This is a genomic window from Streptomyces sp. 1331.2 (assembly GCF_900199205.1).
Taxonomy (GTDB): domain Bacteria; phylum Actinomycetota; class Actinomycetes; order Streptomycetales; family Streptomycetaceae; genus Kitasatospora.
In genome coordinates this window covers 7,396,558-7,419,611 of sequence record NZ_OBMJ01000001.1, presented here as the reverse complement: position 1 = coordinate 7,419,611, position 23,054 = coordinate 7,396,558, and the positions used below count along the sequence as shown (strand labels likewise).

The window sequence follows — 23,054 nt, the reverse complement described above, 5'->3', positions numbered from 1 at the left end:
GTTCCGGCTCGGGCGCCGTCAGGCACGCGGGGTGAGGGCGGCGTGGACGGCGAGGAGGGTCAGGTAGCGGCGGTGGACGTCCTCGCGGTCCGACGGTTCGGTGATCGACTCGCGGCTGAGGCGTTCGATCATCTCGGCCTGGGCGAGGAGCACCTGACGCTGCTGCTCGGTCTTCGTCTCCGACATGATCTCCGCGAGGGCGTCGAGCTGGCGGATCAGGATGGCCGGCATGCCGGGGGCGGCCTGGCGGATCTTCTCGAAGGCGCGCTGGACCAGCCGTTCGTAACTCACAGGGGCGGTCATCACCCGGATGTGTCCGCTCTCGTCCCGGTGGACGGGGTCGGGGTACCAGCGGGCGGCGATCCGGCACAGGCCCTCGCCGAGCCAGTCGACGCAGGTCAGGGCGGTGAAGGTGTCGTTCACGGCGGTGGACAGCGCCCGGATCGCGATCTCCACCATCTGGTCGACGGCGAAGGCGATGTCCTGGGCGAGCGTCCGGGTCGAGCCGGTGACGTGGGCGCGGGCGAACCGCCGGGCCACCTCGGGCGCCGCCTCGGCGGGCCAGACCGTGGCGAGCTGGTGCCCCTGCACCAGGAAGTGCCCGGGCCGGTGGTCCAGCCGGATGACGGCGTCGAGCTCCGCCGCCATCCGGACCAGCGTGCGGTGCCGGACGAACTGCAGGTAGCCGCTGGCCGGCGCCGGGACGGCCGCGCCGGCGGTGTCGAGCCGGGCGTGCAGTTCGGCCGCCGACGGCCCGGTGGTGACCTCGTCGGCCCGGGCCGGTTCGCCCGCACCCGCCTCGATCGCCGCGGAGAGCTCCGCCGCGATGCTGGCGATGACCCTGGGCAGCTGGATGGAGGTGGCGATGTGGTGGATGAAGTAGATCAGGACGGCCAGGTCGGCCATCACCAGCACCATGCAGACCGTGATGGACAGGTGCGGGACGAGGTCGCCGTGCGAGCCCGGGCCGATGACGACCAGTGACAGGATCGCGAACACGAAGGTGCCGACGAAGGTGCCCAGGGTCAGCTGGGTGGTGCGGTCCCGGATGAAGGTGCGCAGCATGCGCGGGCCGAACTGGGTGGAGGCCAGGGTCAGGGTCACGATCATGATCGAGAACACCACGCCCACGACGGTGATCAGCGCCGCCGCGATGGCGGCGAGCGTCTGCCGGGCGGCGTCGGCGGTGCCGCTGATGACCCAGGACGGCAGGGTGAGGTCCCCGCGGTAGGCGGCGCGGTCCAGGGACCAGGTGGCGACGAACAGCAGCGCGGCGAGCACGACCTCCAGGATCGGTACGACCCACAGGTTGGTCCGCAGCGCCTCGCGGCGCCACTGCGCCTCCAGGTGGACCCCACGGATCACGTCGCCCGCCTCCCGTCCCTGCGGGCCGCGGCGACCCTGCGGCCCGGCCCCGACCCGGGGCATTTCCACCCTAAGCACTCGGGCGCGCGGGGCCGAGTCGAGCGGCCGGACCGGCGCCACCAGGGCCGGGCCGGCCGGAGCGGTCGACGGAACCGGTGGACGGAACCGGTCGACGGGTCAGACGGTCGACGGAACCGGTGGACGGGTCAGACGGTCGACGGAACCGGTCGACGGGTCAGACGGTCGGCTTCCGCGGGGAGGCGGGCGCGCCGGCGACCAGGGCCGTGATCTCCTCGGCGAGGTGCGGGCCGAGCTCGCCCCAGCCCTCCTTGTAGCCGTAGACACCGGCCAGGGTGCGGGCCTCGTAGTCGCCGTTCATGATCTCGACGTCGTCGGCCGTGATGAGGGCCGGGTGGGCGACGCCGACGGCCGACGAGACCTTCATCAGCTCCCTGCGCAGGGTGCGCAGGTAGACGGCGGCCCTGGTCGCCTTCGAGATCGGGTCGAGGCCGTGGGCCAGCCACGGGTTCTGGGTCGCGATGCCGGTGGGGCACTTGTCGGTGTGGCACTTCTGGGCCTGGATGCAGCCGATCGACAGCATCGCCTCGCGGGCCACGTTGATCATGTCGACGCCCAGGGCGAAGGCGACCGCGGCGTTCTCGGGCAGGCCGAGCTTGCCGGAGCCGATGAAGGTCAGCTCGTCGGTCAGCCCCAGCTCGGCGAAGGTGCCGTAGACCCGGGAGAAGCCCATCCGGAACGGCAGCGACACCGAGTCGGCGAACATCCGCGGCGCCGCCCCGGTGCCGCCCTCGCCGCCGTCGATCGTCACGAAGTCGACGCCGCGGTCACCACGCGCCATGAGCGCGGCCAGCTCCTGCCAGAAGCCCATCTCCCCCACCGCGCTCTTGACCCCGACCGGCAGACCGGTCTCGGTGGCGAGCAGTTCGACGAAGTCGAGCATCGAGTCGACGTCGCCGAACGCGGTGTGCCGCGACGGGGAGGCGCAGTCCTTGCCGACGGGGATGCCACGGATCCCGGCGATCTCCGGGGTCACCTTCGCGCCCGGAAGCATCCCGCCCAGCCCGGGCTTGGCGCCCTGGGAGAGCTTGATCTCTATCGCCCTGACGGGTGCGCCGGCGACCACCTCCTTGAGCTTGTCGAGGTTGAAGCTGCCGTCCTCGTTGCGGCAGCCGAAGTACGCCGTGCCGAGCTGGAGGACGAGGTCACCGCCGTTGCGGTGGTGCGGCGAGAGGCCGCCCTCACCGGTGTTGTGCATCGCGCCCGCCAGCGCCGCGCCCTTGTTGAGCGCCGTGATGGCCGCGCCGGAGAGCGAGCCGAAGCTCATCGCCGAGATGTTCACCACGCTCGCCGGCCGGAAGGCCTTGGCCCGCCCGCGCGGGCCGCCCAGCACCTTGGCCGAGGGCAGCGGGGCCTGCGGGTCATGGGTGTCGGGCAGCGCGCCGGCGAAGGTGCGCTGCTTGACGTAGGCGTGCCCCTGTACGTGCTCGACGTCGACCTCGGTGCCGAACCCGAAGTAGTTGTTCTCCTCCTTCGCCGAGGCGTAGATCCAGCTGCGCTGGTCGCGGCTGAAGGGGCGCTCCTCCTCGTTGGAGGTCACGATGTACTGCCGCAGCTCCGGGCCGATCGTCTCCAGCAGGTACCGGGCGTGCCCGAGCACCGGGAAGTTCCGGAGCAGCGCGTGCCTCTTCTGGATGAGGTCGCGGGCAGCCAGGACCGCCACCGCTGTCGCGGCGGCCGCACCGATCTTCCGGGCTCGCATGGACGTTCCTCCTCGATGCACGACTCGACGAATGCTGAATGATCGTAGGAGGTCACCCGAACGGGGCTTCGGGCAGGGGGCAGGCCGGACGCGGGCCGGTCGCGGCAAGGGCTGACCGCCGCCCGGACACGACCGACGGGCCGCCCGGAGGAGGCGGCCCGTCGGTCTGCGCGGTGTCGGTCGCGCGGTGTCGGTCTGCGCGGTGTCGGTCACGGGGCCAGGTCGGCCGGGCTCCGCCAGCTCACCGGACGGGCCCCGTCCGGCGGGCGGTCCACGACCTCCTGTCCGAAGATCCGGTTGATCGAACTGCCCCCGCTCCGCGCGATGTCGGCGCCGTACACGTGCAGCGAGACCGCACGTCCGGTGCCGCCGTTCGACACCCGGTGGATGTCCTCGTCGGGCGGCACCAGGAGCTGCACCCGGCCGGGAGAGCAGGTGGTGCGGGCGGACGGCACCAGCACCTTGCGGCCGGACCGGGGCAGCCGCCACAGCCGGTACGCCTCGTCCACCTCGACGCCCTCCACCACCCCCGACACGCACCAGGCGACGTGGTCGTGGATCGGGGTGGACTGCCCGGGCAGCCAGGTCAGGGCCACCACGGAGTGCGTCCGTCCGGCGTGCAGCAGCCGCTGTGCGTAGCCGTCGGTGTCACCGGCGCACAGGTCGTCGGGAACGATCAGCCCGGCGCGCAGGTACTTGCGCAGGGTGTCGGCGGTGAGCTGGGCGGTCAGCACGTCCGCGGCGGCGTAGCGCGTCAGGTCGGACAGGAACTCGTCGAGGTTGGAGCGCGGTTGCACGCTCTACCGCCCCACACCGGTGAGCGCGCGGACTTCGAGCTCCTTGAAGGTGAGTCCGTCCGTCTCCTCGTCGCGACGGCGGCGCCCGCCGGCCAGCGAACCGAGGACCGCGGCCGCGAACCCGATCGGGATCGAGATGACGCCCGGGTTCTGCAGCGGGACCGGGGCGGTGGTGGTGCAGGAGATCAGCGCCGTGGCGTTGCCGACCTGCTTGCTGGACGCCTCCACCCCGCAGTCCTTCGCCTGGCCGGCCGTCAACTTCACGGCGTGGACCGTGCCACTCGCGCCGCCCCAGCAGATCGGGGAGAGCAGCACCAGGCCGATCGAGCTGATCAGGCCCGCGTAGATGCCGCACTTGGCGCCGAAGGTGGTGAAGCGCTTCCAGAACAGGGTCAGCAGGATCGCCGGCAGGTTGGCCGAGGCCGCGATGGCGAAGGCCAGGGCCACCAGGAACGCCACGTTGAGGTCCCTGGCGAAGATCGACAGGGCGACCGCGACCGCGCCGATGACGACGGCGGCGATCTTCGCCGTGACCAGCTCCTGCCGCTCGGTGGCCTTGCCCTTGCGGATCACGCTGGCGTACAGGTCGTGGGCGAAGGAGGACGAGGAGGTCAGGGTGAGCCCGGCGACCACCGCGAGGATGGTGGCGAAGGCAACGGCCGCGATGAAGGCGAGCATCAGGGAGCCGCCGGTGGTGCCCGCGCCGCCGCCGAGGTGCTGGGCCAGCAGGGTGGCGGCGGTGTTGCCGGACGGGTCCTTCTCCTTGATCGTCGCCGTGCCGACCAGCGCGGCCGCGCCGAAGCCGAGCACCAGGGTCATCAGGTAGAAGACCCCGATGATGCCGATCGCCCAGTTCACCGACTTGCGCGCGTCGCGGCCGGTCGGGACGGTGTAGAAGCGGACCAGCACGTGCGGAAGGGCCGCGGTGCCCAGCACCAGGGCGGTGCCGAGGCTGACCAGGTCGAGCTTCGACCAGCCGTCGGTCGCCCCGTACTTCAGGCCGGGCTGGAGGAAGGCGTCGCCCTTCTTGGAGGCCGTGGCGGCGTCCCCGAGCAGGTGGCTGAGGTCGAACCCGTACTTCGCCAGCACCCAGAAGGTCATCACGGCCGCGCCGGCGATCAGCAGCACCGCCTTGACGATCTGCACCCAGGTGGTGCCCTTCATCCCGCCGACCACGACGTAGACGATCATCAGGGCACCGACCCCGACGATGGTCCAGATCTGCGCGGAGGCGCCCTTGACGTCGAGCAGCTGCCCCACGATCGTCGCCGCGCCGACCATCTGCGCGATCAGGTAGAAGATCGAGACCACGATGGTCGACACACCCGCCGCTGTGCGCATCGGCCCGCTGCGCAGCCGCGCGGCCAGCACGTCGGCCATGGTGAACCGGCCGGTGTTGCGCAGCAGTTCGGCGACCATCAGCAGCGCGACCAGCCACGCGACCAGGAACCCGATCGAGTAGAGGAAGCCGTCGTAGCCGTTGAGCGCGATGATCCCGGCGATGCCGAGGAAGGAGGCCGCGGACAGGTAGTCGCCCGAGATGGCGATCCCGTTCTGCAGCGCGGAGAACTGGCCGCCGCCGGTGTAGAAGCCGCCGGTACCGCGGGTGCTGCGCCGGGCCCAGAGGGTGATGACGAGGGTCACCGCCACCAGGGCGACGAACAGGCCGATGGTCAGGCCCTTGTTCGAGGCCGACTGGGCAGTGGACACGGCGAGTTGATGATGTGTCAGGTGGTGTGTCATGCCTGCTTCTCCGTCAGTTCCTGCAGTTCCTGGTCGCCGACGCGGCCGGCCGGGACGCGCGGACGGGACTGCGCCACGCTCCGCAGGGCCGCGGCCAGCGGGTCCAAGCGCCGTGCGGCGAACCGGCCGTAGGCCAGGGCGATGCCGAAGGTCGAGACGAACTGCAACAGTCCGAAGACCAGGGCCACGTTGATGCTCCCGACGACCTTGGTCGCCATGAAGCCGCGGGCGTAGGCCGAGCAGAGGACGTACGCCAGGAACCAGAGCAGGAACGCCACCGTCACCGGGAACACGAACCTGCGGTAGGCGGCGCGCAACTCGGTGAAACGCGGATCGTCGCCGATCCAGGGTGTGTCACCGCGCGAGGAAGCGGCCGGGTCGATCATGGGAATCCTTCTGAGCAGTGCGGAACTTGCCGATGGCCCGACCGTAGAAGCGGCTGGTAGACAACCGATCAACGTGGCGCCGGCGGGGGCGGAGCGGTCGCTGCTCCGAGTGGAGCTCACGGGTGGTGGAGCGCGCCCGGTGCGCCCAGGCTGGGCAGGGCAATCCCCGCACGAGCCGTGCAGCGGCGGCCGGGGGCACGCGGCGCCGCCCGTTCCGGGGGCGTGAGCGAGACGAGAGCGGATGATGAGACAAGGCGACCGTCCGAGGTACCGACCGTCGGTCTGCGGGTCAGGCGGGAACGGCAGGTCAGGACGAATAGCACGCACCGGGGTGGCGCTCGCCGCGGCCGGTCTGACCGTCCTGGGGGTGGCGGGGGCCGGCCCGACGCCGGCCGGTGCGGTGTCGCCGCCCGTCCGTGCTCCCCGGTCGGGGACGCCGGCGCGGTTCGTGCCCGGGCCCTGCCCGCGGACCTCCGAGCCGGTCCCCGGGCGCTGCGGGATGCTGGAGGTGCCGGAGAGCCGCGCCGACCGCGGCGGACGGACCGTCCGGCTGGCCGTCGCGATCGTCCCGGCGACCTCGGGGAAGCCGGCCGGGGATCCGGTGGTGTTCATGGAAGGGGGCCCCGGCGGCGACGCGTTCGGGAGCATCCCGTTCCTGGTCGCTTCCGGCGTGAACCACGACCGCGACCTGATCGTCATGGCCCAGCGCGGCACGCTCCACTCCCAGCCGGCCCTCCTCTGCCCGGAGATCGACCGGTTCACGGCGGAGGCCGTCGGGCTGCGCTACGACGCGCCGTCGACCGGGCGGCGGCTGGTGCGTGCGGCGAAGGAGTGCCGGGACCGTCTGGCGGCCGACGGGACCGACCTGGACGCCTACAACACGACCGAGAACGCCGCGGACTTCGCCGATCTGCGCAGGGCGCTGGGCATCGAGCGCTGGAACGTCTACGGGTACTCGTACGGGACCGAACTGGCCCTCACCTACCTGCGCCTGCACCCCGAGGGGATCCGCTCGGTGGCGATCGACTCGGTCGTACCGCCGGACATCGTGAGCCTGCCGTGGACGTGGGACAGCGCCCGGGAGGGGATCGGGGCGGTCCTCGCGGCGTGTGCCGCCCAGCCCGTCTGCGGGCGCCGTTTCCCGGACCTCCCGGAGACGCTGACGGAGCAGACGAGGCGGCTGGAGGCGCACCCCCTGCGGCTGACGGCGCAACCGCCGTCGGGAGGGGACCCGGTGGAGGTCGTCCTCGACGGGGGCGCCCTGGTGAACCTGCTGGTCGCCAATGCGGTCAAGGCCGTCGACGTCCCCGCGGCGCTCGACGAACTCGCCCGGGGGAATCCGGAACGCTTCGCGCGGGCCCAGGCCGCGGGCGCGCGGACCGCCGTCGGCGAGACCGCCCACGGCCTGACGCAGTCGGTGGCCTGCAGCGAGTGGGTGCCGGGGTACACGCGGCGCGACCTGCTGGAGGCGGGCCGAGAGGCCTTCCCCGGGTGGCCGGACCGGGTGCTGGCCCAGGCGCCGCAGCTGCCCTTCGAGGACCGGGTGTGCCGGGCCTGGGACGTCGCGGACCGCACCGACGTCCAGCGGGTGGCCACCGTCAGCGACGTGCCGACGCTGGTCCTCTCCGGAACCTTCGACGCCAAGTCCGGGGCGGCCTGGGGACCGTACGCGGCCCGGACGCTGTCCCGCTCCACCACCGTGCGGATCCCCGGCATCGGCCACTGGGTGGTTCCCCAATCCCCCTGCGCGCAGCGCGTCCTGGCCTCCTTCCTGGCGGATCCGACCGCGCCGGACACCGCCTGCGCAGCCGGACTCGCCCCCAAACCGTTCACCATCACCCCTGAACCGGAGTCCGCATGATGTCCATCCGCCCGCCCCGGCGCCGACGCACCGCGCGACGGCTCCTGACCGCACTGGCCGGGGCCACCGCCGGCGTCCTCGTCACCGGCCTCGCCGTCGGCCCCGCCGCGGTGCCCGCCCGGGCCGGGTCCGGCACCGGGGAACCCCTCGGCACGGCCCTCGGCTCAGCCCTCGGCACGGTCGCCCGGACGGTGGGTCACGCCCGCTACGAGCCGGGCCCCTGCCCGCGTACCGCCGACCCGGCCCCCGGGCTGCAGGGGGCCCGCTGCGGGAAGCTCACCGTGCCCGAGGACCGGGACCACCCCGAGGGGCGGAAGCTCGCCCTCGGGGTCGCGATCGTGCCGGCCACGCACCGGACGGCCGACGACCCGATCGTCTGGCTGGCCGGCGGGCCCGGCGACGACGCGGTCTCCGAGATCCAACTGGCCCTCAACGGCCACCTGAACCACGACCGGGACGTGATCTTCATGTCCCAGCGCGGGACCTACTCCGCCGACCCGCCGCTCACCTGCCCGAACATCGACGAGTTCAACGCCCGCGCCCTCGACCTCGCCTACGACGCGCGGTCCACCGGGCGCCTGCACGTCGAGGCGACCCGGGACTGCCGCGACGCGCTGGAGGGCCGCGGGGCCGACCTCGGGGCGTACAACGGCACCGAGAGCGCCGCCGACTACGCGGACCTGCGGGTGGCCCTGGGCATCGAGCAGTGGAACGTGTTCGGCATCTCCTACGGCACCGACCTGGCCCTGCTCTACATGCGGCTGCACCCGAAGGGCATCCGCTCGGTCGGCATCGACGGCGTCCTGCCGCCGTCCCTGGCGGGCGGGGCCGTCGGTTGGAAGGCCGCCCGCGAGGGCTTCGACGGCCTGTTCGACGCCTGCGCGGAGCAGACCGCCTGCGACGACCGCTACCCGGACCTGAAGGGCACCTTCACACGCCTCGTCCGGGAGCTGGAGGCCGAACCGGTCAGCACCACCGTCACCGTCCCGGGCCACCCCGAGCCGGTGAAGGTCGTGCTGGACGGCGGGGCCCTGGTGAACTGGCTGGTCTCCGCCACCCACCTGGCGGCCGGAGTACCCCGCTCCATCGACGAGTTGGCGCACGGCAACCCGAAGCGGGTCGCCGAACAGTGGGCGGGCGGCAAGCTCAGCCCGCAGGCCGTCGGGCGAACCTCCCACGGGCTCGCCTACGGCGTCTTCTGCAGCGAGTGGACGCCCTTCGAGAGCCAGGCCGAGGTGATCCGGGCCGGGCACCGCGCGTTCCCGTCCTTCCCCCGGTCGGTGGTGGCCAACGCCCCGCTGCTCGCCTTCCTCCACAAGGACTGCCGGGCCTGGGACGTTCCCGCGGCGCCGGACTCGGTCCGGGACGTGACCGACAGCGACATCCCGACCCTCGTGCTGTCCGGCGGGTTCGACGCCCAGACCGCACCGAGCAGCGGGCCGTACGCCGCCCGGACGCTCAGCCGGTCCACGGAGGTGACGGTCCCCTACGTCGCTCACGTGGTCTTCGCCGACTCGCCGTGCGCGCAGTCGATCACGCGGTCCTTCTTCGACGCTCCGACCGCCCCGGACACCGGTTGCCTCGCGGGTCTCAAGCCGCCCGCGTTCGAGATCGCGCCGTAAGCGCGACCGGCGGACCGGCCTTCCGGTGAACGCCCTCGCCAGGCTGCGCGGCCACCGCTTCGTCCTCGCCGTCGTGCTGCTCGCCCTCGCCTGCGGGACGGGCATCACGCTCTACCTCGACGAGCGCGAAACCCGGCAGCAGATCCGGGCGCTCGCGGTGCCGAGCGCCCCCGACTGGGTCGAACTGAACGTAGCGTCCCAGGACTTCGACCCCGGGGGCGCTCAGCTGACGCTCTTCGTGGTGGCCGTTCCGCACGGCGGCCTGGCCCAGGGCCCCGGCTCGTCCGCCTTCACCCGCCAGGTGGAGATCACGGTCGGGGCGATCACCAGGACCGTCCTGCGCACGGCGCCCGGGGAGGTGACGGCACCTCAACTCGTGCAGGCCGGACTCTACGGCGGCACCGAGACCGATTACCCCTTCGACCGCTACCGGTTCACCGTCGGCTTCTCGGCCTCGGACGCCACCGGCGCCGTGCCCGTCGGCCTCGTCTTCGGTGACGCGGACCCGTTCTTCGCCGTCCACCCCACCGCCGAACACCCCGCCGCCGACGGCCCGACCACCGGGACCGTGGTCCTGAACGCGCGGGCCACCCGGGCGCGCAGCACGCTGATCCTGGCCTGGTTCATGATCGCCGCGATGTGGGCACTCGCGCTGGCCGTCATGGGCGGCGCGGAGGTGCTGTACCGCGGCCGCCTGGGAATGGTGTGGCCCGCCCTCGGCTGGATGGCGGCGACGATGTTCGCGCTGATCGGCATGCGGAACGCCGCGCCGGGCGGACCGCCGATCGGCTCGCTGATCGACTACGTCGCGTTCTTCTGGGCCGAGGCGATCATCGCGACCAGCCTGACCGCCGCCGTGATCACCGGCACCCGCGTCGAGCGTCGGAAGCGCGGTGCGGAGGCGGCGCGGGCCGCGCGGGCGGAGCCGGGCGGGCCGGGGGAGCAGGGCGAGCCGGGCGGGCCCTGAGACGGGTGCGGGGCCGGCCGGGCGGACTGCCGCTTGCCCGGGCCGGCGGTCGGTGTTCGAGTCGTGAGCGATTTGACTCCGCCGACGATCACCCCGCATAGTGCCCGCATGGCTGGTTACCTCGTTTCGCGCAGGCACGTTGACCTGCGCCGTGTGACGGCGATGAGCTGTCGCCCCAGCTGCTGACGCACGCCCTCTTCCGGCTCTGACGCCGGGCGTCCGCGTCTTTCTCTCGTTCCCTGTTCGGTTTCGCGTTCTGTTTCGCGTTCGGTTCGCGTTCTGTTTCGCGTTCTGTTTCGCGTTCGGTTCGCATTCTGTTTGTCGCCTTCCGCATCCGCACCGATCCGTGCGGCTGTGCGCTGCTGCCCGCCGCCCCCGCCCCGCCCCGTTCCCGGGTGTCCGGGGCCCGGCCGGTCGGCGTGCTTCCCTTCACCATCACCAAGTCTGGAGCCTCCATGCGTCCGCGCCGGATTCTCGTCACCGCACTCGCTGCTCTCGCCTCCCTCGCCTCGCTCACCGCCTGCGGCGGGACCTCCTCGGCGGCCAAGTCCTCCGACAATCCGTACCAGTTGTCGGTGCCGGGGACGATTCGCGTCGGCACCCTCTCGGATGCACCGCCGAACGTGTACCTCAAGGACGGCAAGTTCACCGGCTTCGACAACGACCTGTTCACCGCCGTCGCCGCCAAGACCGGCCTCAAGGTGGAGTTCGCCTCGACGGACTTCTCCTCCCTGCTGTCGCAGGTCGCCAACCACAAGTTCGACGTGGGCAGTTCGTCCATCACCGTGACCGAGGCCCGCAAGAAGACGGTGGACTTCACCAACGGGTACGACTTCGGGTACTTCGGGCTCGACGTCCCCGCCGGCTCGCCGATCACCGCCTTCGACCAGCTCGCCGGCAAGCGCGTCGTGGTCGTCCAGGGAACCGTCCAGGACGACTACGCCACCAAGAACAACCTCAACCCGGTGCGGGTGCCCGACTACAACGGCGCGCTGAACCAGCTCAAGGCCGGGACGGCCGAGGCCTGGATCTCGCCCGCGGAGATCGGCGAGAAGAGCGCACAGGACAGCGGCGGCAAGGTGGTCCTCGCGCAGAAGCAGCTCAGCCCCGCACCGACCGCCTTCGCCGTCGCCAAGGACCGCCCGCAGCTGCTCGCCGCGCTGAACAAGGCACTTGAGGAGGTGATCGCGGACGGCACGTGGACCCGCCTCCAGGAGCAGTACTACCCGGGCCGGCCGGTGCCGGACGGCTTCAAGCCCGGCAGCGGCACGACCGCATTCCCGCCGGTTCAGGCGGCGGCCCCGGCCACGGGCGCCGCACCGGCCACCGCCTCCGCGACGCCCTGACCCACTCCCCCACCCACCGACACGACCCGGACGACAAGGAGGCCGACGTGGACCAGCTGGGCACGCTGGCGGAGACGTTCTTCGACTGGGGATCGATGCGCTCCGCGATCTCCGACCTGCTCACCACCGGCGTGCCCAACACGCTGATCCTCGCGGTGACTTCGGCAGTCATCGGCACGGTGCTGGGACTGCTGCTGGCCGTGGCCGGCATCGCCCGGACGCGCTGGCTGCGCTGGCCGGCCCGGGTCTACACCGACGTGTTCCGCGGTCTTCCGGCCGCGGTCACCATCCTGCTGATCGGTGTCGGGCTGGCCCCGCAGGGGATGCAGATCTGGGGCCCGGACCCCTACCCACTGGGAGTCCTCGCGCTCTCCCTGATCGCCGCCGCCTACTTCGGCGAGATCTTCCGCTCCGGGATACAGAGCGTGGAGGCCGGCCAGTTCGAGGCGGCCCGCGCGCTCGGCTTCTCGCACGCCGCGGCGCTGCGGCTGATCATCATTCCGCTCGGCGTCCGACGGGTGCTGCCGGCCTGGGTGAACCAGCTCATCGCCCTGATCAAGGACTCCAGCCTGATCTACTTCCTCGGCCTGACAGCCGATCAGCGCGACCTCTTCCGGATCGGCCAGGACTCCGCCGCCACCACCGGCAACGAGTCCGCGCTGGTGCTCGCCGGGCTGTTCTACCTCCTCCTCACCGTGCCGCTGACGCACCTGGTCAACGTGATCGACCGACGGCTCAGGAACGGACGGCAACTCAGGAACGGGCGCCGACTGCGGAACGAGCGGCGCGGGGACGGCGAACGGACCGCCGGGACGTCCGCCCCCGAGGCACCGTCGGTGCCCGGTTCCTCCCCCGCACCCGAAGGAGCGGCGCGTGTCTGACCCGCGACCCACCGACAGCGCGCCGACCGGCCCCCGCACCGGAACCGGCACCAGCACCGAGACCGGGACCGGGACCGAGACCGGGACCGGGACCGGGACCGGGAGGACCTTCTCGCCGGTCAGCCTGGCCACTCGTGACCTCCACCTGTCCCTCGGCGGCACCCCGATCCTGCGCGGCGTGGACCTCGACGTCCCCAAGGGGCACACGCTCTCCGTCATCGGCCCGTCCGGCTCCGGCAAGTCCACGCTGCTGCGGACGGTCAACCGGCTGCTGGAGCCCGACCGCGGCGACGTCCTGCTGGACGGCGAGAGCGTCCTGCACCGCGACCCCGACCTGCTGCGCCGACAGGTGGGCATGGTCTTCCAGCAGTTCAACCTCTTCCCGCACCTGAGCGTCCTGCGCAACCTCACGCTTCCGCTCCGCAAGCTCCGGGGGCTCTCCCGTGAGGAGGCGACCGAGACCGCGCGCCGCCGGCTCGACCTCGTCGGACTGCGACACAAGGCCGAGGTGCGCCCCGCGCGGCTGTCCGGCGGACAGCAGCAGCGGGTGGCGATCGCCCGCGCCCTGGTCATGGAGCCCCGGGTGATGCTCTTCGACGAGGTGACCTCCGCCTTGGACCCGGAACTCGTCAAGGGCGTGCTGTCCTTGCTGGCCGACCTCGGGCGCGAGGGCATGACCATGGTGGTGGTCACCCACGAGATGGGCTTCGCCCGCTCGGTGTCCGACGCCGTCGCCTTCATGGACGGCGGAGTGGTGGTCGAGTCCGGCCCGCCCGAGGCGGTCTTCGACGCACCGCGGAGCCCGCGGCTGCGGCAGTTCCTGTCGGACGTGCTCTGAGATGTGCCCTGACCGGGTCCCCGCCGCTCAGGACGGGGAGCGGCGGATCAGGACGGGGAACGGCGGATCAGGACGGGGAACGGCGGACGATCAGCATGTCCTGGGTGTGACCGATGGCGTAGCCGCCGTCGGGGCGGGTGAAGTGCTGCCGGACGTAGGCGGTCAGGGCGGCGCGGGTGGGGCGGGGGTCGAGGGCGGCGAGGTCGGCGACGTTGACCATGAACTCGGCGACGTCCACCGCCTCGGCGAGGTGGGGTGTGCGGTAGTGGAGGTCGAGGGTTTCGAGGGCGTAGTCGTGGGCCGGGTGGCACTCGCGCAGGCGCTCGGCGAGGGGGGCCAGGTCGTAGCGGACGCCGGTGAAGTGGGCGGCCATCCGCATGCAGGGGCTCTCGGGGTTCTGCAGGACGACCAGGAGGGTACCGCCGGGCGCCGTCCAGTCCAGGGCGCGGGTGGCGGTGGCCGGCCACTCCGGTTCGGGGACGTAGTAGAGCACGTGGGAGAGGTGGACGAGGTCGGCCGGCTCGGGCGGCCGGACCCGGTCGAGCCGGTCCGGGAGGACCAGGGCCTCTGGGCAGGTGGTGGCGAGCTTCTCGCGCATCGCCGCGCTGGGCTCGACCGCCACCGTACGGTCGAAGGAACGGGCCAGGTGGGCGGTGGTGCGGCCGTCGCCGGCACCGAGGTCCAGCAGGACCCGGCGGCGCGGCAGGGCGGCGACGAGTTCGCTCAACCGGGCGTGGGTGACGGGCTTTTCGTCCGTCCCGGCGAGGAAGAGTTCGAACGCCCGGCGGTAGTCGGCGCTCGTCACGTCCAGTACGCGGACCGGGTCCGCGTCCCTCGTCCTCGTCTGCACCGGTGGCCTCCCTCTGACGACGTGTCGGGCGGGCACATTGCACCGTGTCGGCGGACGGTACGGGCGCAGGGACGTTCCTGCCCGCGTGTCGCCCGGTGGGCGCGTTCGGCGGGGCGAGCGGCGCGGAAGGTGGCGCGGCGGGCGGGTGGCATGCGGCGCGCGGAGGGTGGGACTGCGATTCCCAGGGAACGGCGTTCCCTTCCTGTGGCCTCGGCGCTCGCGAACGATCTACGGCATGACCACCACCTCCCCGGACCGTACGTCCGCCTCCCCCGCGCCCCCGGCCGGCGACGGGCAGCGCTTCCGCCCCACCGTCATCGCCGTCGCCTCCTCCGCGCTGATGCTGCCCTTCTCGGTGACCGGGGCTGCCGTGGCCCTGCCCGTCATGGCGGCCGATCTGGGCTCCTCGGTCGGCAGCGCGCAGTGGATGCTCAACGCCTTCAACATCGGCTTCGCCGCGCTGCCGCTCGCGACCGGCAGCCTGGCCGACCGGTACGGGCGGCGGCGAATGCTGCTGGCCGGGATCGCCCTGGTCGGGGCGATGTCGCTGCTGGTCGCGCTCGCGCCGTCGATGGTGCTGGTCGACGCGGCCCGGGCCGTCCAGGGCTGCGGGGCGGCTGCGGTGCTCGCCCCGGGTGCGGCCGTGAGTGCGTCGAGCACCTCGCCGGACGGGCGGTCGGCGCGGCCCTGTTCCAGGCGCACGTAGTAGTCGATGCTGAGTCCGACCAGTTCGGCGACCTCCTCCCGGCGCAGCCCCGGCACCCGTCGGCGCCCGGTCGCGGGCAGGCCCGCCTCGGCGGGCGACACCAGCGCCCGCCGGGCCCGCAGGTAGTCGCCGAGGCTGTTCGGGGCCATGATCGATTCGGCCATGTACCTCAGTATCGCCGCGCGTCCGGGGGTGTGGGGCGGCAGGACGGCCCGGGAGGTTATTCGGTGGCCCGGCCTGCGCGGACGCTCCTACAGTGTCCGCCGGATCACTGACGTTCACGGGAGCCGGACATGCGCGTGCACTACCCCCGGACTCCGCATCTGCCCTGGTCACCGGGTGCGGCGGCGGACGACGTACGGACCGGGGACCTCACCGCGCTGGCCGGTACCGAGGTCGTCGTCACCGAGAAGCTCGACGGCGAGAACACCACCCTCTACCGCGACGGGCTGCACGCCCGCTCGCTGGACTCGGCCCACCACCCGTCCCGCGCCTGGGTGAAGGGTCTGCAGGGCCGGATCGGCGGGCGGATCCCGGACGGTTGGCGGATCTGCGGCGAGAACCTGTTCGCCCGGCACTCGATCCCGTACACCGATCTGGAGAGCTGGTTCTACGGCTTCTCGGTGTGGACGGACCGGGACCACTGCCTGGACTGGGACGACACCGTCCGCTTCCTGCGCCGCCTCGGCGTCCCGGCGCCGCGGGTGCTGTGGCGCGGCCGCTACGACGAACGGGCCCTGCGCGCCCTGCGGTCGGACCTGGACCTGGACCGGCAGGAGGGGTACGTCGTCCGGACCGTCCGGGGCTTCCCCCGGGCCGAGTTCGGCGAGCGGGTCGCCAAGTGGGTCCGCCCGCAGCACGTGCGCACCGACACGCACTGGATGCACGCCGCCGTGGTCGAGAACGAGCTCGGCCCGAACGCCGCACTCTGGTCCGTACGGTCCGGCGCACTACCCGAACTCCCCGCCCTGGCAGCCGCTTTGGGTCTGCCCGAACTCAGCTGCCCGCCCACGGAGTCGGCGGAGGCCCTGGTGGAGGAGGTGGCCGAGGTGGCGGCCCGGCTGGACGAGCTCGGCCGCGGTGGGGACGCCCGGCTGGCCGGGGTGCTCGCCACGGCCCTGCGCACCGAACGCCGACCGTCGCTGGCCGCGCGGCTGGCCGGGCCGCTCGGCCTGCCGCTGGCCCGCCGGGTCGCCGACTTGGTCGGGCTGCATCCCGGCCTGCACCAGCCGTACCCGGACGAGGACCGCCGCGCCGGGCTGGTCCGGCTCTCCTGCGCCGCCGACCTCGGGGTGCTGCACGCCGTCGCCGCCGCGACCGCCCCCGGGCGGGCGGAGCGCGAGCAGGTCGCCTGGTCCGCGCTGCACGCCGAGGACGCCGGGCTGCTCGACGACTCACCGCAGGCCCCGCTCGCCCGGCTCCGCTCCGGCCTGCGCGAGGTGCTGGCAGACCTCGACCGGGACGCCGCCGACCGCTGCTGGGCGCAGGCCCGCGAGGCGTACGCGCTCGGCCGGACCTCCACCGCCGAGGAGGCGGTCGCGGCCACCTGGCGTCTGCGGGACGGCCGCTTCCCCCGGCTGGTCCACCTGAGCGGCCCCTCCGGCAGCGGCAAGAGCACCTTCGCAGCCGGGCTCGGCGGTGTGGGCGCCCGGATCAGCCTGGACGACCTCCGCGCCGCGCGGGGCTCGCGCGCCGACCAGCGCGACAACGCCGTGGTGCTGCGCGAGGGCCTGGCCCGGCTGGACGCCGCCCTCGCCGGGGCGGGCGGAAGCGGGCCGGACGGGAGCGGGGTTGGCGGCACCGGATATGGCGGCACCGGCTCGGGCGGCACCGGCTCGGGCGGGACCGGCCGGCCCGTCGTCGTCTGGGACGCCACCTCGCTCAACCGCCAACAGCGCTCCCAGGTCCACGCCGTCGCCCAGCGCCGCGACGCCCTGATCACCCAGGTGGTGCTGGTCGTCGACGAGGACGAACTGCTGCGCCGCAACGTCGTACGGCCGCACCCGGTGCCGGCCGACGTGCTCCGCGCGCAGCTGCACCGCTTCAGCCCGCCCTATCCCGGCCAGGCGCACCGCACCTGGTACGTCGGCGCCGGTGGCACCGTGGAAGACACGGCGGGCACGCTCGACGCCGAGGAGGACTGATGCGTCCCATCGAACAGATCTGCCAGCGCATCCGGTGGGACGCCCGCTTCGACCCGACCCGGTTCACCCTGGGCGTGCGCCAGCGCGACGACCGCCACGAGCGCGTCCCGCTGGAGGCCTTCGCCGCCTCCGGCGACATCCCCTGGCACCGGGTGCGGTGGGTCGAGGCCGACGGCGTCGTGGTCTGGGACCGCGACTCGGGCGTGGACCTGCTCGACACCACCGAGGCCGGGCGCCGCACCCGTCCGCGCCGCCTGCGCTCGCCCTTCTTCACGGCGACGGCCCCGCACGCCTGGCGCCCGGACGGCGGCTGGCGGGCTGTCGACGCCGGGGATGCCGGTGCTGCCGGTGACGCCGCCGGGGCCCGAACCGTACCGGGCGCGGCCGAGGCGGCGGTGAACCTGCGCGTGGTCACCTGGAACACCCTGTGGGACCGCTACGACGCCGACCGGATCGCCACCGCCCGTCGCCGCCCGCTGCTCCTCGCCGCCCTGGCGGCCGCCGACGCCGACGTGATCGCCCTGCAGGAGGTCGAGCCGGGCCTGGTCGCCCTGCTGCTGGACGCGCCCTGGGTCCGCGCCGGGTACACGCTCGGCACCGATCCGCTCGGGCGGGACGTCGACGAGCACGGCCTGCTGCTGCTCAGCCGGCTGCCGGTGCTGGAGGCCGGGCGGCACGCGCTGGGCCCGCACAAAGCCGTCACCGCGATCACCGTCCAGGCCGCCGGGGCGCCGCTGACCGTTGCCGCCGTCCACCTCAGCAGCGACCACTCGACGGACGGCCCGGCCCGCCGTTCGGCCGAACTCGCCCGGCTGGCCGAGGGATTGGCCGGCGTCGAGGGCGAGCTCCTGCTGCTCGGCGACTTCAACGACGCCCGCTCCGGACCCGCCGGTCCGGCCGCCGCGCTCGGCCTGCGGGACACCTGGACGCAGGTGCACGGCCCGTCCGACGACACCCCCACCTTCGATCCGACGGCCAACCCGCTCGCCGCGGTCTCCTCGCTCACCGGCCGCCCGGGCCGCATCGACCGCGTCCTGTACCGCGCCGACGCCACCGGCAGCGACAGCGACGGCCTCGGGAGCGAAGGCCTCCGGGCCACCGCCGCCGTACTGCTCGGCGACCGGCCGACCGCCGACGGGCTGCACCCCTCCGACCACTACGGCGTGGCGGTGGACCTCGCCCTCGGCGGAGCGAGCGCGGCCTCGGCCTCGGCCTCCGGTGAAACGCCGGACCTCCTCGACGCCGCGCCCACCGCCCGCACCGCCGTCGCCTGGCTGCCGCCCGAGGAGCTGTGGCCGCCGATCCAGCGGCTGCGCGCCGCGCACGACCCGCAGCTGCACCGCTGGCCGCCGCACGTCAACCTGCTGTTCGGCTTCGTCCCGGAGGCCGAGTTCGACCGCGCGCTGCCGCTGCTGGGCGTGGCCGCCGCCGAGGTGTCCCCGTTCACCGCGCGGCTGGACGGCGTGCACACCTTCGGCCACCGCGAGGACGCCACCGTCTGGCTGGACCCGGCCGCCGCCTCCGCCGAGCCCTGGGCGGCGCTGCGGCACGCGCTGGAACCCCGCTTCCCCCGCTGCCGTGGCCGCGCGGAGGGCTTCACCCCGCACCTGACCCTGGGGCGCAGCACCGACCCGCAGCGGGTGGCCGCCGACTGTGCGGCCCGGCTCACCGGGCTCTCGGCCCGGGTGGGCGAGCTGGTGGTGCTCTCCCGCCGGGGCTCCGAGCCGATGCGGCCGCGCGCGGTGATCGCATTGGGGAGCGGCGAGGTGCGCCAGGTACCCGAGGAGTCCACCGTCTCGACTCGACCCGAGCCCGGTCAACGCACGGCTGCTGCTGCAGACTTGGCCGAGCGGATCGCCTCGGCGCTGCCGGACGGCTCGGTCCGGGTCGTCGGCTCGCGGCGGCTCGGCTGCCAACTGGAGGGCGCCGACCTGGACTTGGTCGCGGCTCTGCCCGGCCCGGGCGACCTGCCCGGCGTCCGCGCCCGGGTGGCAGCCGCCCTGCCGGACGCCCGGCAGTTGCGGGAGGTGCGCGGCGCCCGAGTACCGGGGCTGCGGTTGGAGGCGGACGGCCTCTCCGTCGACCTCGTGGTCGTCTTCACCGGCTCGCTCGACCCGGCCCAAGCCGTCGCCCACCGTGGCGAGTTGGGCGAAGCGCAGGCCATTGCGCTGAGCGCGGTCACGGACGCCGAGGCGATCCTGGCGGCACTCGGCGACCGGCACGACCGCTTCGTCCGGCTGGCCCGCCAGGTCAAATCCTGGGCCCGGGCGCGCGGCCTGGACTCCGCCCCGTTCGGCCAACTCCCCTCGCTCGCCTGGTCGGTGCTGGCCGCACGGACGGTCCTGGACGCCGAGGACACGGGCGGCGGTGACACCGGCGGCGACCTGTTCCGGCAGTTCACCGAGACCTGGGCGGACTGGGACTGGCGCCAACCGATCTCCCTCACAGGTGACCCGGTGCTCGATCATCCGGTGGTCGATCACCAGGATTCGCTCGCCGTCCTCACTCCCTCCTTCCCCGTCCGCAGCTGCACCACCCAGGTCGGCGCCGACACCCGCGACCTGCTCGCCGAGGAGCTCTACCGCGCCTGGGAGCTCGCCACGGAGAGCGCCGACCCCTGGCCCGCCCTGCTCGCCCCTCCCCCGCTCCACCGCCGCCACGCCTCCTGGGCCGTGGTCGCCGCCCAGGAGGAGTCCGTCGGCCTGGTCCGCGGCCGCCTCCGCGCCCTGCTGGCCGCCCTGGAGGAGGCCGGCGGCACCCACCTGCACGCCTGGCCCCACCCCTACCGGACGCCCGACGGCCGCACCCACTTCCCCATCGGCCTCGGCCCCGCACCACTCACCGCAGACCGACTCGCCCCGATCGCCACCGCCTGGTCGCGCCACCTACCCGGCGTCCACGTCCAACACCTCGACGGAGGCGCGGTCCCGACCCTCACCCGCTGAACTCCCGCTCCACCCCGGACTCCTGGACATCCGCGGGCAGATTTCGCCACGGCGACCGGCACCGACACCTCCCGGAAGCCCCCTTCCCGTTCGCCGACCACGCCTGATTCCACCTCGCCACCAGGCCAATCGCAGCAGATTGGCCCGGGACAGCGGGCCCGACGCAGGTTAGTCTCGGGCGAAGTCGATCAACGGAGAACCCGCATGCACCCCGAACTCGCCGCCGATCTCGCTCGGTTGCCCGAACTCCTGGAGGAGACCCGGCAGCAGGCCCTCGCCTTCCTCGACGGCCTCGACGAGCGCCGCGTCGTCCCGCAGGCGGCCCCGCCCCGTGGCAGAGCCCTCGGGCCAACGGCGTTCGAGGAGGCGGGCGGCGGCCTGCGGGCGGCGTTGGCGGAGTTCGGCGAGCGGTGGGAGCCCCGGCTGTCGGCGAGTGCCGGGCCGCGGTACTTCGGGTTCGTGACCGGCGGTGCGACTCCGGCGGCGCTGGCGGGTGACTGGCTGACCGCCACCTTCGACCAGAACTCCAACTCCTCGCTGGACCCGACCGGTCAGCACCTGGAGCGCGAGACGGTCGGCTGGCTGCGCGAGCTGTTCGGGCTGTCGGAGGCGCACCACGGGACCTTCGTGAGCGGCGCGACGATGTCGACCACGGTCGGGCTGGCGATCGCCCGCGAGTGGCTGGGCGAGCTGCTCGGCGTGGACGTCGCCGAAGACGGGGCGGCCGCGCTGGGCCGGGTCCGGGTGCTGTCGGGCAGCGCGCACTCCAGCGTCTCCAAGGCGCTGTCGGTACTGGGCCTGGGCCGAACGGCGCTGCGGGCGGTGCCCGTCCTGCCCGGCGGCCGGGAGGCGGTGGACGTGGCGGCCCTGGAGCGGGAGCTGGCCGCGGCGGACGGGCCGTGCATCGTGGTGGCCAACGCGGGCACCGTCAACACCGTGGACTTCGACGACCTGCGCGCCCTCGCCGGTCTGCGCGAGCGGTACGGGTTCTGGCTGCACGTGGACGCCGCGTTCGGGGCCTTCGCCGCGCTGACGCCGGAGCACGCGGAGCTGGTGGCCGGCCTGGACCTCGCCGACTCGGTCTGCATCGACCTGCACAAGTGGCTCAACGTGCCCTACGACAGCGCCGTGCAGTTCACCCGCCGCCCCGACCTGCAGGCCCGGGTCTTCCAGAACGCCGCCGCCTACCTAGGCCCGCTGAGCGAGCGCCCCGACCTGGTCCACCTCACCCCGGAGAACTCCCACCGGCTGCGCGCCCTCGCCGCCTGGTTCACGCTGCGCGCGTACGGCCGCTCCGGCCACCGGGAGATCGTGGAGCGCTGTGTGGCGGGCGCTCGGGCGTTCGGCGCGGCGGTCGAGCGGATCGACGGTCTGTGCCTGCTCGCCCCGGTCCGGCTGAACGTGGTCTGCTTCACCCTGGAGACGGACCCGACGCCGGAGCTCCTTGCCGCGCTCGCCGCCGAGCTCGCCGAGGAGGCCTTCGTCACTCCCACCCGCTACGCCGGTCGGCCCGCGCTGCGCGCGGCGTTCAGCAACTGGCGCACCACCGAGGCGGATGTCCGGCGGGCTTCGGAGGCGCTGGCACAGGCCGTCCGGAAGCTGACCGCCTGACTCTCTGACCGGTCCGAGCGGCCTGACCGCCGGTCAGGGCCACGCCCTCACCTGACGAGGCGACCCGGTCAGTTCCGAGAAAGCTCCGTGTCAGCTCCGGTCGTGGTCCCCCGTCGCGCCGTCGATCAACTCCCGCAGGATGTCCAGGTGTCCGGCGTGCCGGGCGGTCTCCGTGGTCATGTGGATCAGCACCCAGCGCAGCGAGACGGTGTTGCCCGACCAGGACGTCCCGAGGTCGTCCAGGGCGAGCTCCCGGATCACCTCGTCGGCCCCGGCCCGTGCCCGGGCGTAGAACGCGAGGACGTCGGCCGTCGACTCGTGCGGTTCCACCCGCATGTCGGACGAGTCGTCGGCCTCGATGTCGAACGGGAGCGGCCCCATCTCCCGCCCGAACGTCCCCCGGAACCATCCGAGTTCGGCACCGCCGAGGTGCTTCACCAGCCCCAGCAGGTTCGTCCCCGACGGCGTCATCGGCCGGCGCAGCTGCTCGTCGTCCAGGCCCTCCAGCTTCCACAGCACCGCATCGCGGTGCCGGTCCAGCGCCGCCTGGAGGCTTTCCTTCTCCTCACCCGTGAAGGGCACTCGTTTGCTCATGCGCGGACCGTACCAGCCACCACTGACATCGCCGCCCAGGACGGCCGGTCGTGGGCGGCCCTCCGCGCAACACACCTGCCGCGCCTTGACCTTCACACCGGTGTGAAGGCCGATGATGCTCCCATGACCGCCACATCTTTCGACCCGTACGCGCTGCTCGCGCAGAGCCGCCTGGGCATCCTCGCCACCATCAAGGCGAACGGCCGGCCCCAACTCTCCCCCGTCCTGCCGTTCTACGACCGCGAGACGAACAGCATCCTGGTCTCCACCAGGGACGGCCTGGCCAAGACGGCCAACCTGCGCCGCGACCCCCGGGTCAGCCTGGAGGTGACCTCGCCGGACGGACGGTCCTGGGTCACCGCCGAGGGCGTCGCCACCCTGACCGGACCGGGCAGCGACCCGGACGGCCCGGAGGTCGAGGCGCTGGTCGACTACTACCGCCGCGCGGCCGGGGAGCACCCCGACTGGGCGGAGTACCGCGAGGCGATGGTCTCCGACCGCCGGGTGCTCCTCACCATCCCGGTCGACCACGTGTACGGCACCCGCATCTGAGCTCCGATCACTTCGGGCCTCCCGAGAGGCGGCCGAGGCGGGAGCCCGAGCGGCGGGGCCCGAGCC

At 73.4% G+C, this 23,054-nt stretch carries 18 protein-coding genes and 1 pseudogene; 11 read left to right on the top strand and 8 right to left on the bottom strand.

Annotated features, from left to right (window positions below; all coding sequences use genetic code 11):
- Positions 1-18 precede the first annotated feature (18 nt).
- The 5 genes from CRP52_RS32155 to CRP52_RS32135 form a co-directional block, all read right to left on the bottom strand.
- Positions 19-1,365 carry a DUF2254 domain-containing protein gene (locus tag CRP52_RS32155; protein ID WP_218893145.1) on the bottom strand — a complete coding sequence of 449 codons (1,347 nt, stop codon included), beginning with the start codon at positions 1,363-1,365 and terminating at the stop codon, positions 19-21.
- A gap of 235 nt (positions 1,366-1,600) precedes the next feature.
- Positions 1,601-3,145, bottom strand: a complete 1,545-nt coding sequence (locus CRP52_RS32150; protein ID WP_097239603.1) for an FMN-binding glutamate synthase family protein — start codon at positions 3,143-3,145, stop codon at positions 1,601-1,603.
- Between the two features lie 209 nt (positions 3,146-3,354).
- Positions 3,355-3,942, bottom strand: a complete 588-nt coding sequence (locus CRP52_RS32145; RefSeq protein ID WP_097239602.1) for a cysteine dioxygenase family protein — start codon at positions 3,940-3,942, stop codon at positions 3,355-3,357.
- Between the two features lie 3 nt (positions 3,943-3,945).
- Positions 3,946-5,685 carry a solute symporter family protein gene (locus CRP52_RS32140; protein ID WP_097239601.1) on the bottom strand — a complete coding sequence of 580 codons (1,740 nt, stop codon included), beginning with the start codon at positions 5,683-5,685 and terminating at the stop codon, positions 3,946-3,948.
- Complete coding sequence (locus CRP52_RS32135; RefSeq protein WP_097239600.1) at positions 5,682-6,071, bottom strand: DUF485 domain-containing protein; 390 nt, start codon at positions 6,069-6,071, stop codon at positions 5,682-5,684. The genes CRP52_RS32140 and CRP52_RS32135 overlap by 4 nt, the downstream gene beginning before the upstream one ends.
- A gap of 499 nt (positions 6,072-6,570) precedes the next feature.
- Between CRP52_RS32135 and CRP52_RS32130 the strand changes: the two genes are divergently transcribed.
- The 6 genes from CRP52_RS32130 to CRP52_RS32105 all read left to right on the top strand — a co-directional run bounded on the left by CRP52_RS32130 (position 6,571) and on the right by CRP52_RS32105 (position 13,586).
- On the top strand, positions 6,571-7,932 hold the full coding sequence (locus CRP52_RS32130) for an alpha/beta hydrolase (RefSeq protein ID WP_257032965.1): 1,362 nt from the start codon (positions 6,571-6,573) through the stop codon (positions 7,930-7,932).
- Positions 7,929-9,554: an alpha/beta fold hydrolase gene (locus tag CRP52_RS32125; protein WP_257032964.1), complete on the top strand. Its 1,626-nt coding sequence runs from the start codon at positions 7,929-7,931 to the stop codon at positions 9,552-9,554. Before CRP52_RS32130 ends, CRP52_RS32125 begins: the two co-directional genes overlap by 4 nt.
- A gap of 25 nt (positions 9,555-9,579) precedes the next feature.
- Positions 9,580-10,521 carry a DUF4436 family protein gene (locus CRP52_RS32120; protein WP_097239598.1) on the top strand — a complete coding sequence of 314 codons (942 nt, stop codon included), beginning with the start codon at positions 9,580-9,582 and terminating at the stop codon, positions 10,519-10,521.
- Between the two features lie 455 nt (positions 10,522-10,976).
- Positions 10,977-11,867: an ABC transporter substrate-binding protein gene (locus tag CRP52_RS32115; protein ID WP_097239597.1), complete on the top strand. Its 891-nt coding sequence runs from the start codon at positions 10,977-10,979 to the stop codon at positions 11,865-11,867.
- A gap of 47 nt (positions 11,868-11,914) precedes the next feature.
- On the top strand, positions 11,915-12,748 hold the full coding sequence (locus tag CRP52_RS32110) for an amino acid ABC transporter permease (RefSeq protein WP_097239596.1): 834 nt from the start codon (positions 11,915-11,917) through the stop codon (positions 12,746-12,748).
- Positions 12,741-13,586, top strand: coding sequence for an amino acid ABC transporter ATP-binding protein (locus tag CRP52_RS32105; RefSeq protein WP_097239595.1), 846 nt, complete (start codon positions 12,741-12,743; stop codon positions 13,584-13,586). Before CRP52_RS32110 ends, CRP52_RS32105 begins: the two co-directional genes overlap by 8 nt.
- Positions 13,587-13,653: 67 nt before the next feature.
- Here CRP52_RS32105 and CRP52_RS32100 read toward each other — a convergent pair whose 3' ends face one another.
- The gene (locus CRP52_RS32100) at positions 13,654-14,436 is read right to left on the bottom strand and encodes a class I SAM-dependent methyltransferase (RefSeq protein ID WP_179852997.1); all 783 of its coding nucleotides are present in this window, start codon (positions 14,434-14,436) and stop codon (positions 13,654-13,656) included.
- A 235-nt stretch (positions 14,437-14,671) separates the two neighbouring features.
- On the opposite strand from CRP52_RS32100, the gene CRP52_RS32095 reads away from it, so the two are divergent.
- The gene (locus CRP52_RS32095) at positions 14,672-15,142 is read left to right on the top strand and encodes an MFS transporter (RefSeq protein WP_306458925.1); all 471 of its coding nucleotides are present in this window, start codon (positions 14,672-14,674) and stop codon (positions 15,140-15,142) included.
- On the opposite strand, the pseudogene CRP52_RS32090 reads toward CRP52_RS32095, so the two are convergent.
- Positions 15,073-15,306, bottom strand: a pseudogene (locus tag CRP52_RS32090) (helix-turn-helix domain-containing protein); the annotation flags it as partial. The gene CRP52_RS32095 and the pseudogene CRP52_RS32090 sit on opposite strands and share 70 nt — an antisense overlap.
- Before the next feature lie 129 nt (positions 15,307-15,435).
- Between CRP52_RS32090 and CRP52_RS32085 the strand changes: the two are divergent.
- From CRP52_RS32085 to CRP52_RS32075, 3 genes are all read left to right on the top strand, one after another.
- On the top strand, positions 15,436-17,286 hold the full coding sequence (locus CRP52_RS32085; RefSeq protein ID WP_097239593.1) for an RNA ligase family protein: 1,851 nt from the start codon (positions 15,436-15,438) through the stop codon (positions 17,284-17,286).
- Positions 17,286-20,231 carry a poly(A) polymerase gene (locus tag CRP52_RS32080; protein ID WP_097239592.1) on the top strand — a complete coding sequence of 982 codons (2,946 nt, stop codon included), beginning with the start codon at positions 17,286-17,288 and terminating at the stop codon, positions 20,229-20,231. The genes CRP52_RS32085 and CRP52_RS32080 overlap by 1 nt, the downstream gene beginning before the upstream one ends.
- Positions 20,232-20,435: 204 nt before the next feature.
- Positions 20,436-21,842, top strand: coding sequence for a pyridoxal phosphate-dependent decarboxylase family protein (locus CRP52_RS32075; protein ID WP_097239591.1), 1,407 nt, complete (start codon positions 20,436-20,438; stop codon positions 21,840-21,842).
- Positions 21,843-21,932: 90 nt separating this feature from the next.
- Here CRP52_RS32075 and CRP52_RS32070 read toward each other — a convergent pair whose 3' ends face one another.
- On the bottom strand, positions 21,933-22,436 hold the full coding sequence (locus CRP52_RS32070) for a DinB family protein (RefSeq protein ID WP_097239590.1): 504 nt from the start codon (positions 22,434-22,436) through the stop codon (positions 21,933-21,935).
- Between the two features lie 123 nt (positions 22,437-22,559).
- Here CRP52_RS32070 and CRP52_RS32065 point away from each other — a divergent pair, with 123 nt between their 5' ends.
- Positions 22,560-22,988 carry a PPOX class F420-dependent oxidoreductase gene (locus CRP52_RS32065; protein ID WP_097239589.1) on the top strand — a complete coding sequence of 143 codons (429 nt, stop codon included), beginning with the start codon at positions 22,560-22,562 and terminating at the stop codon, positions 22,986-22,988.
- Positions 22,989-23,054: the final 66 nt, after the last annotated feature.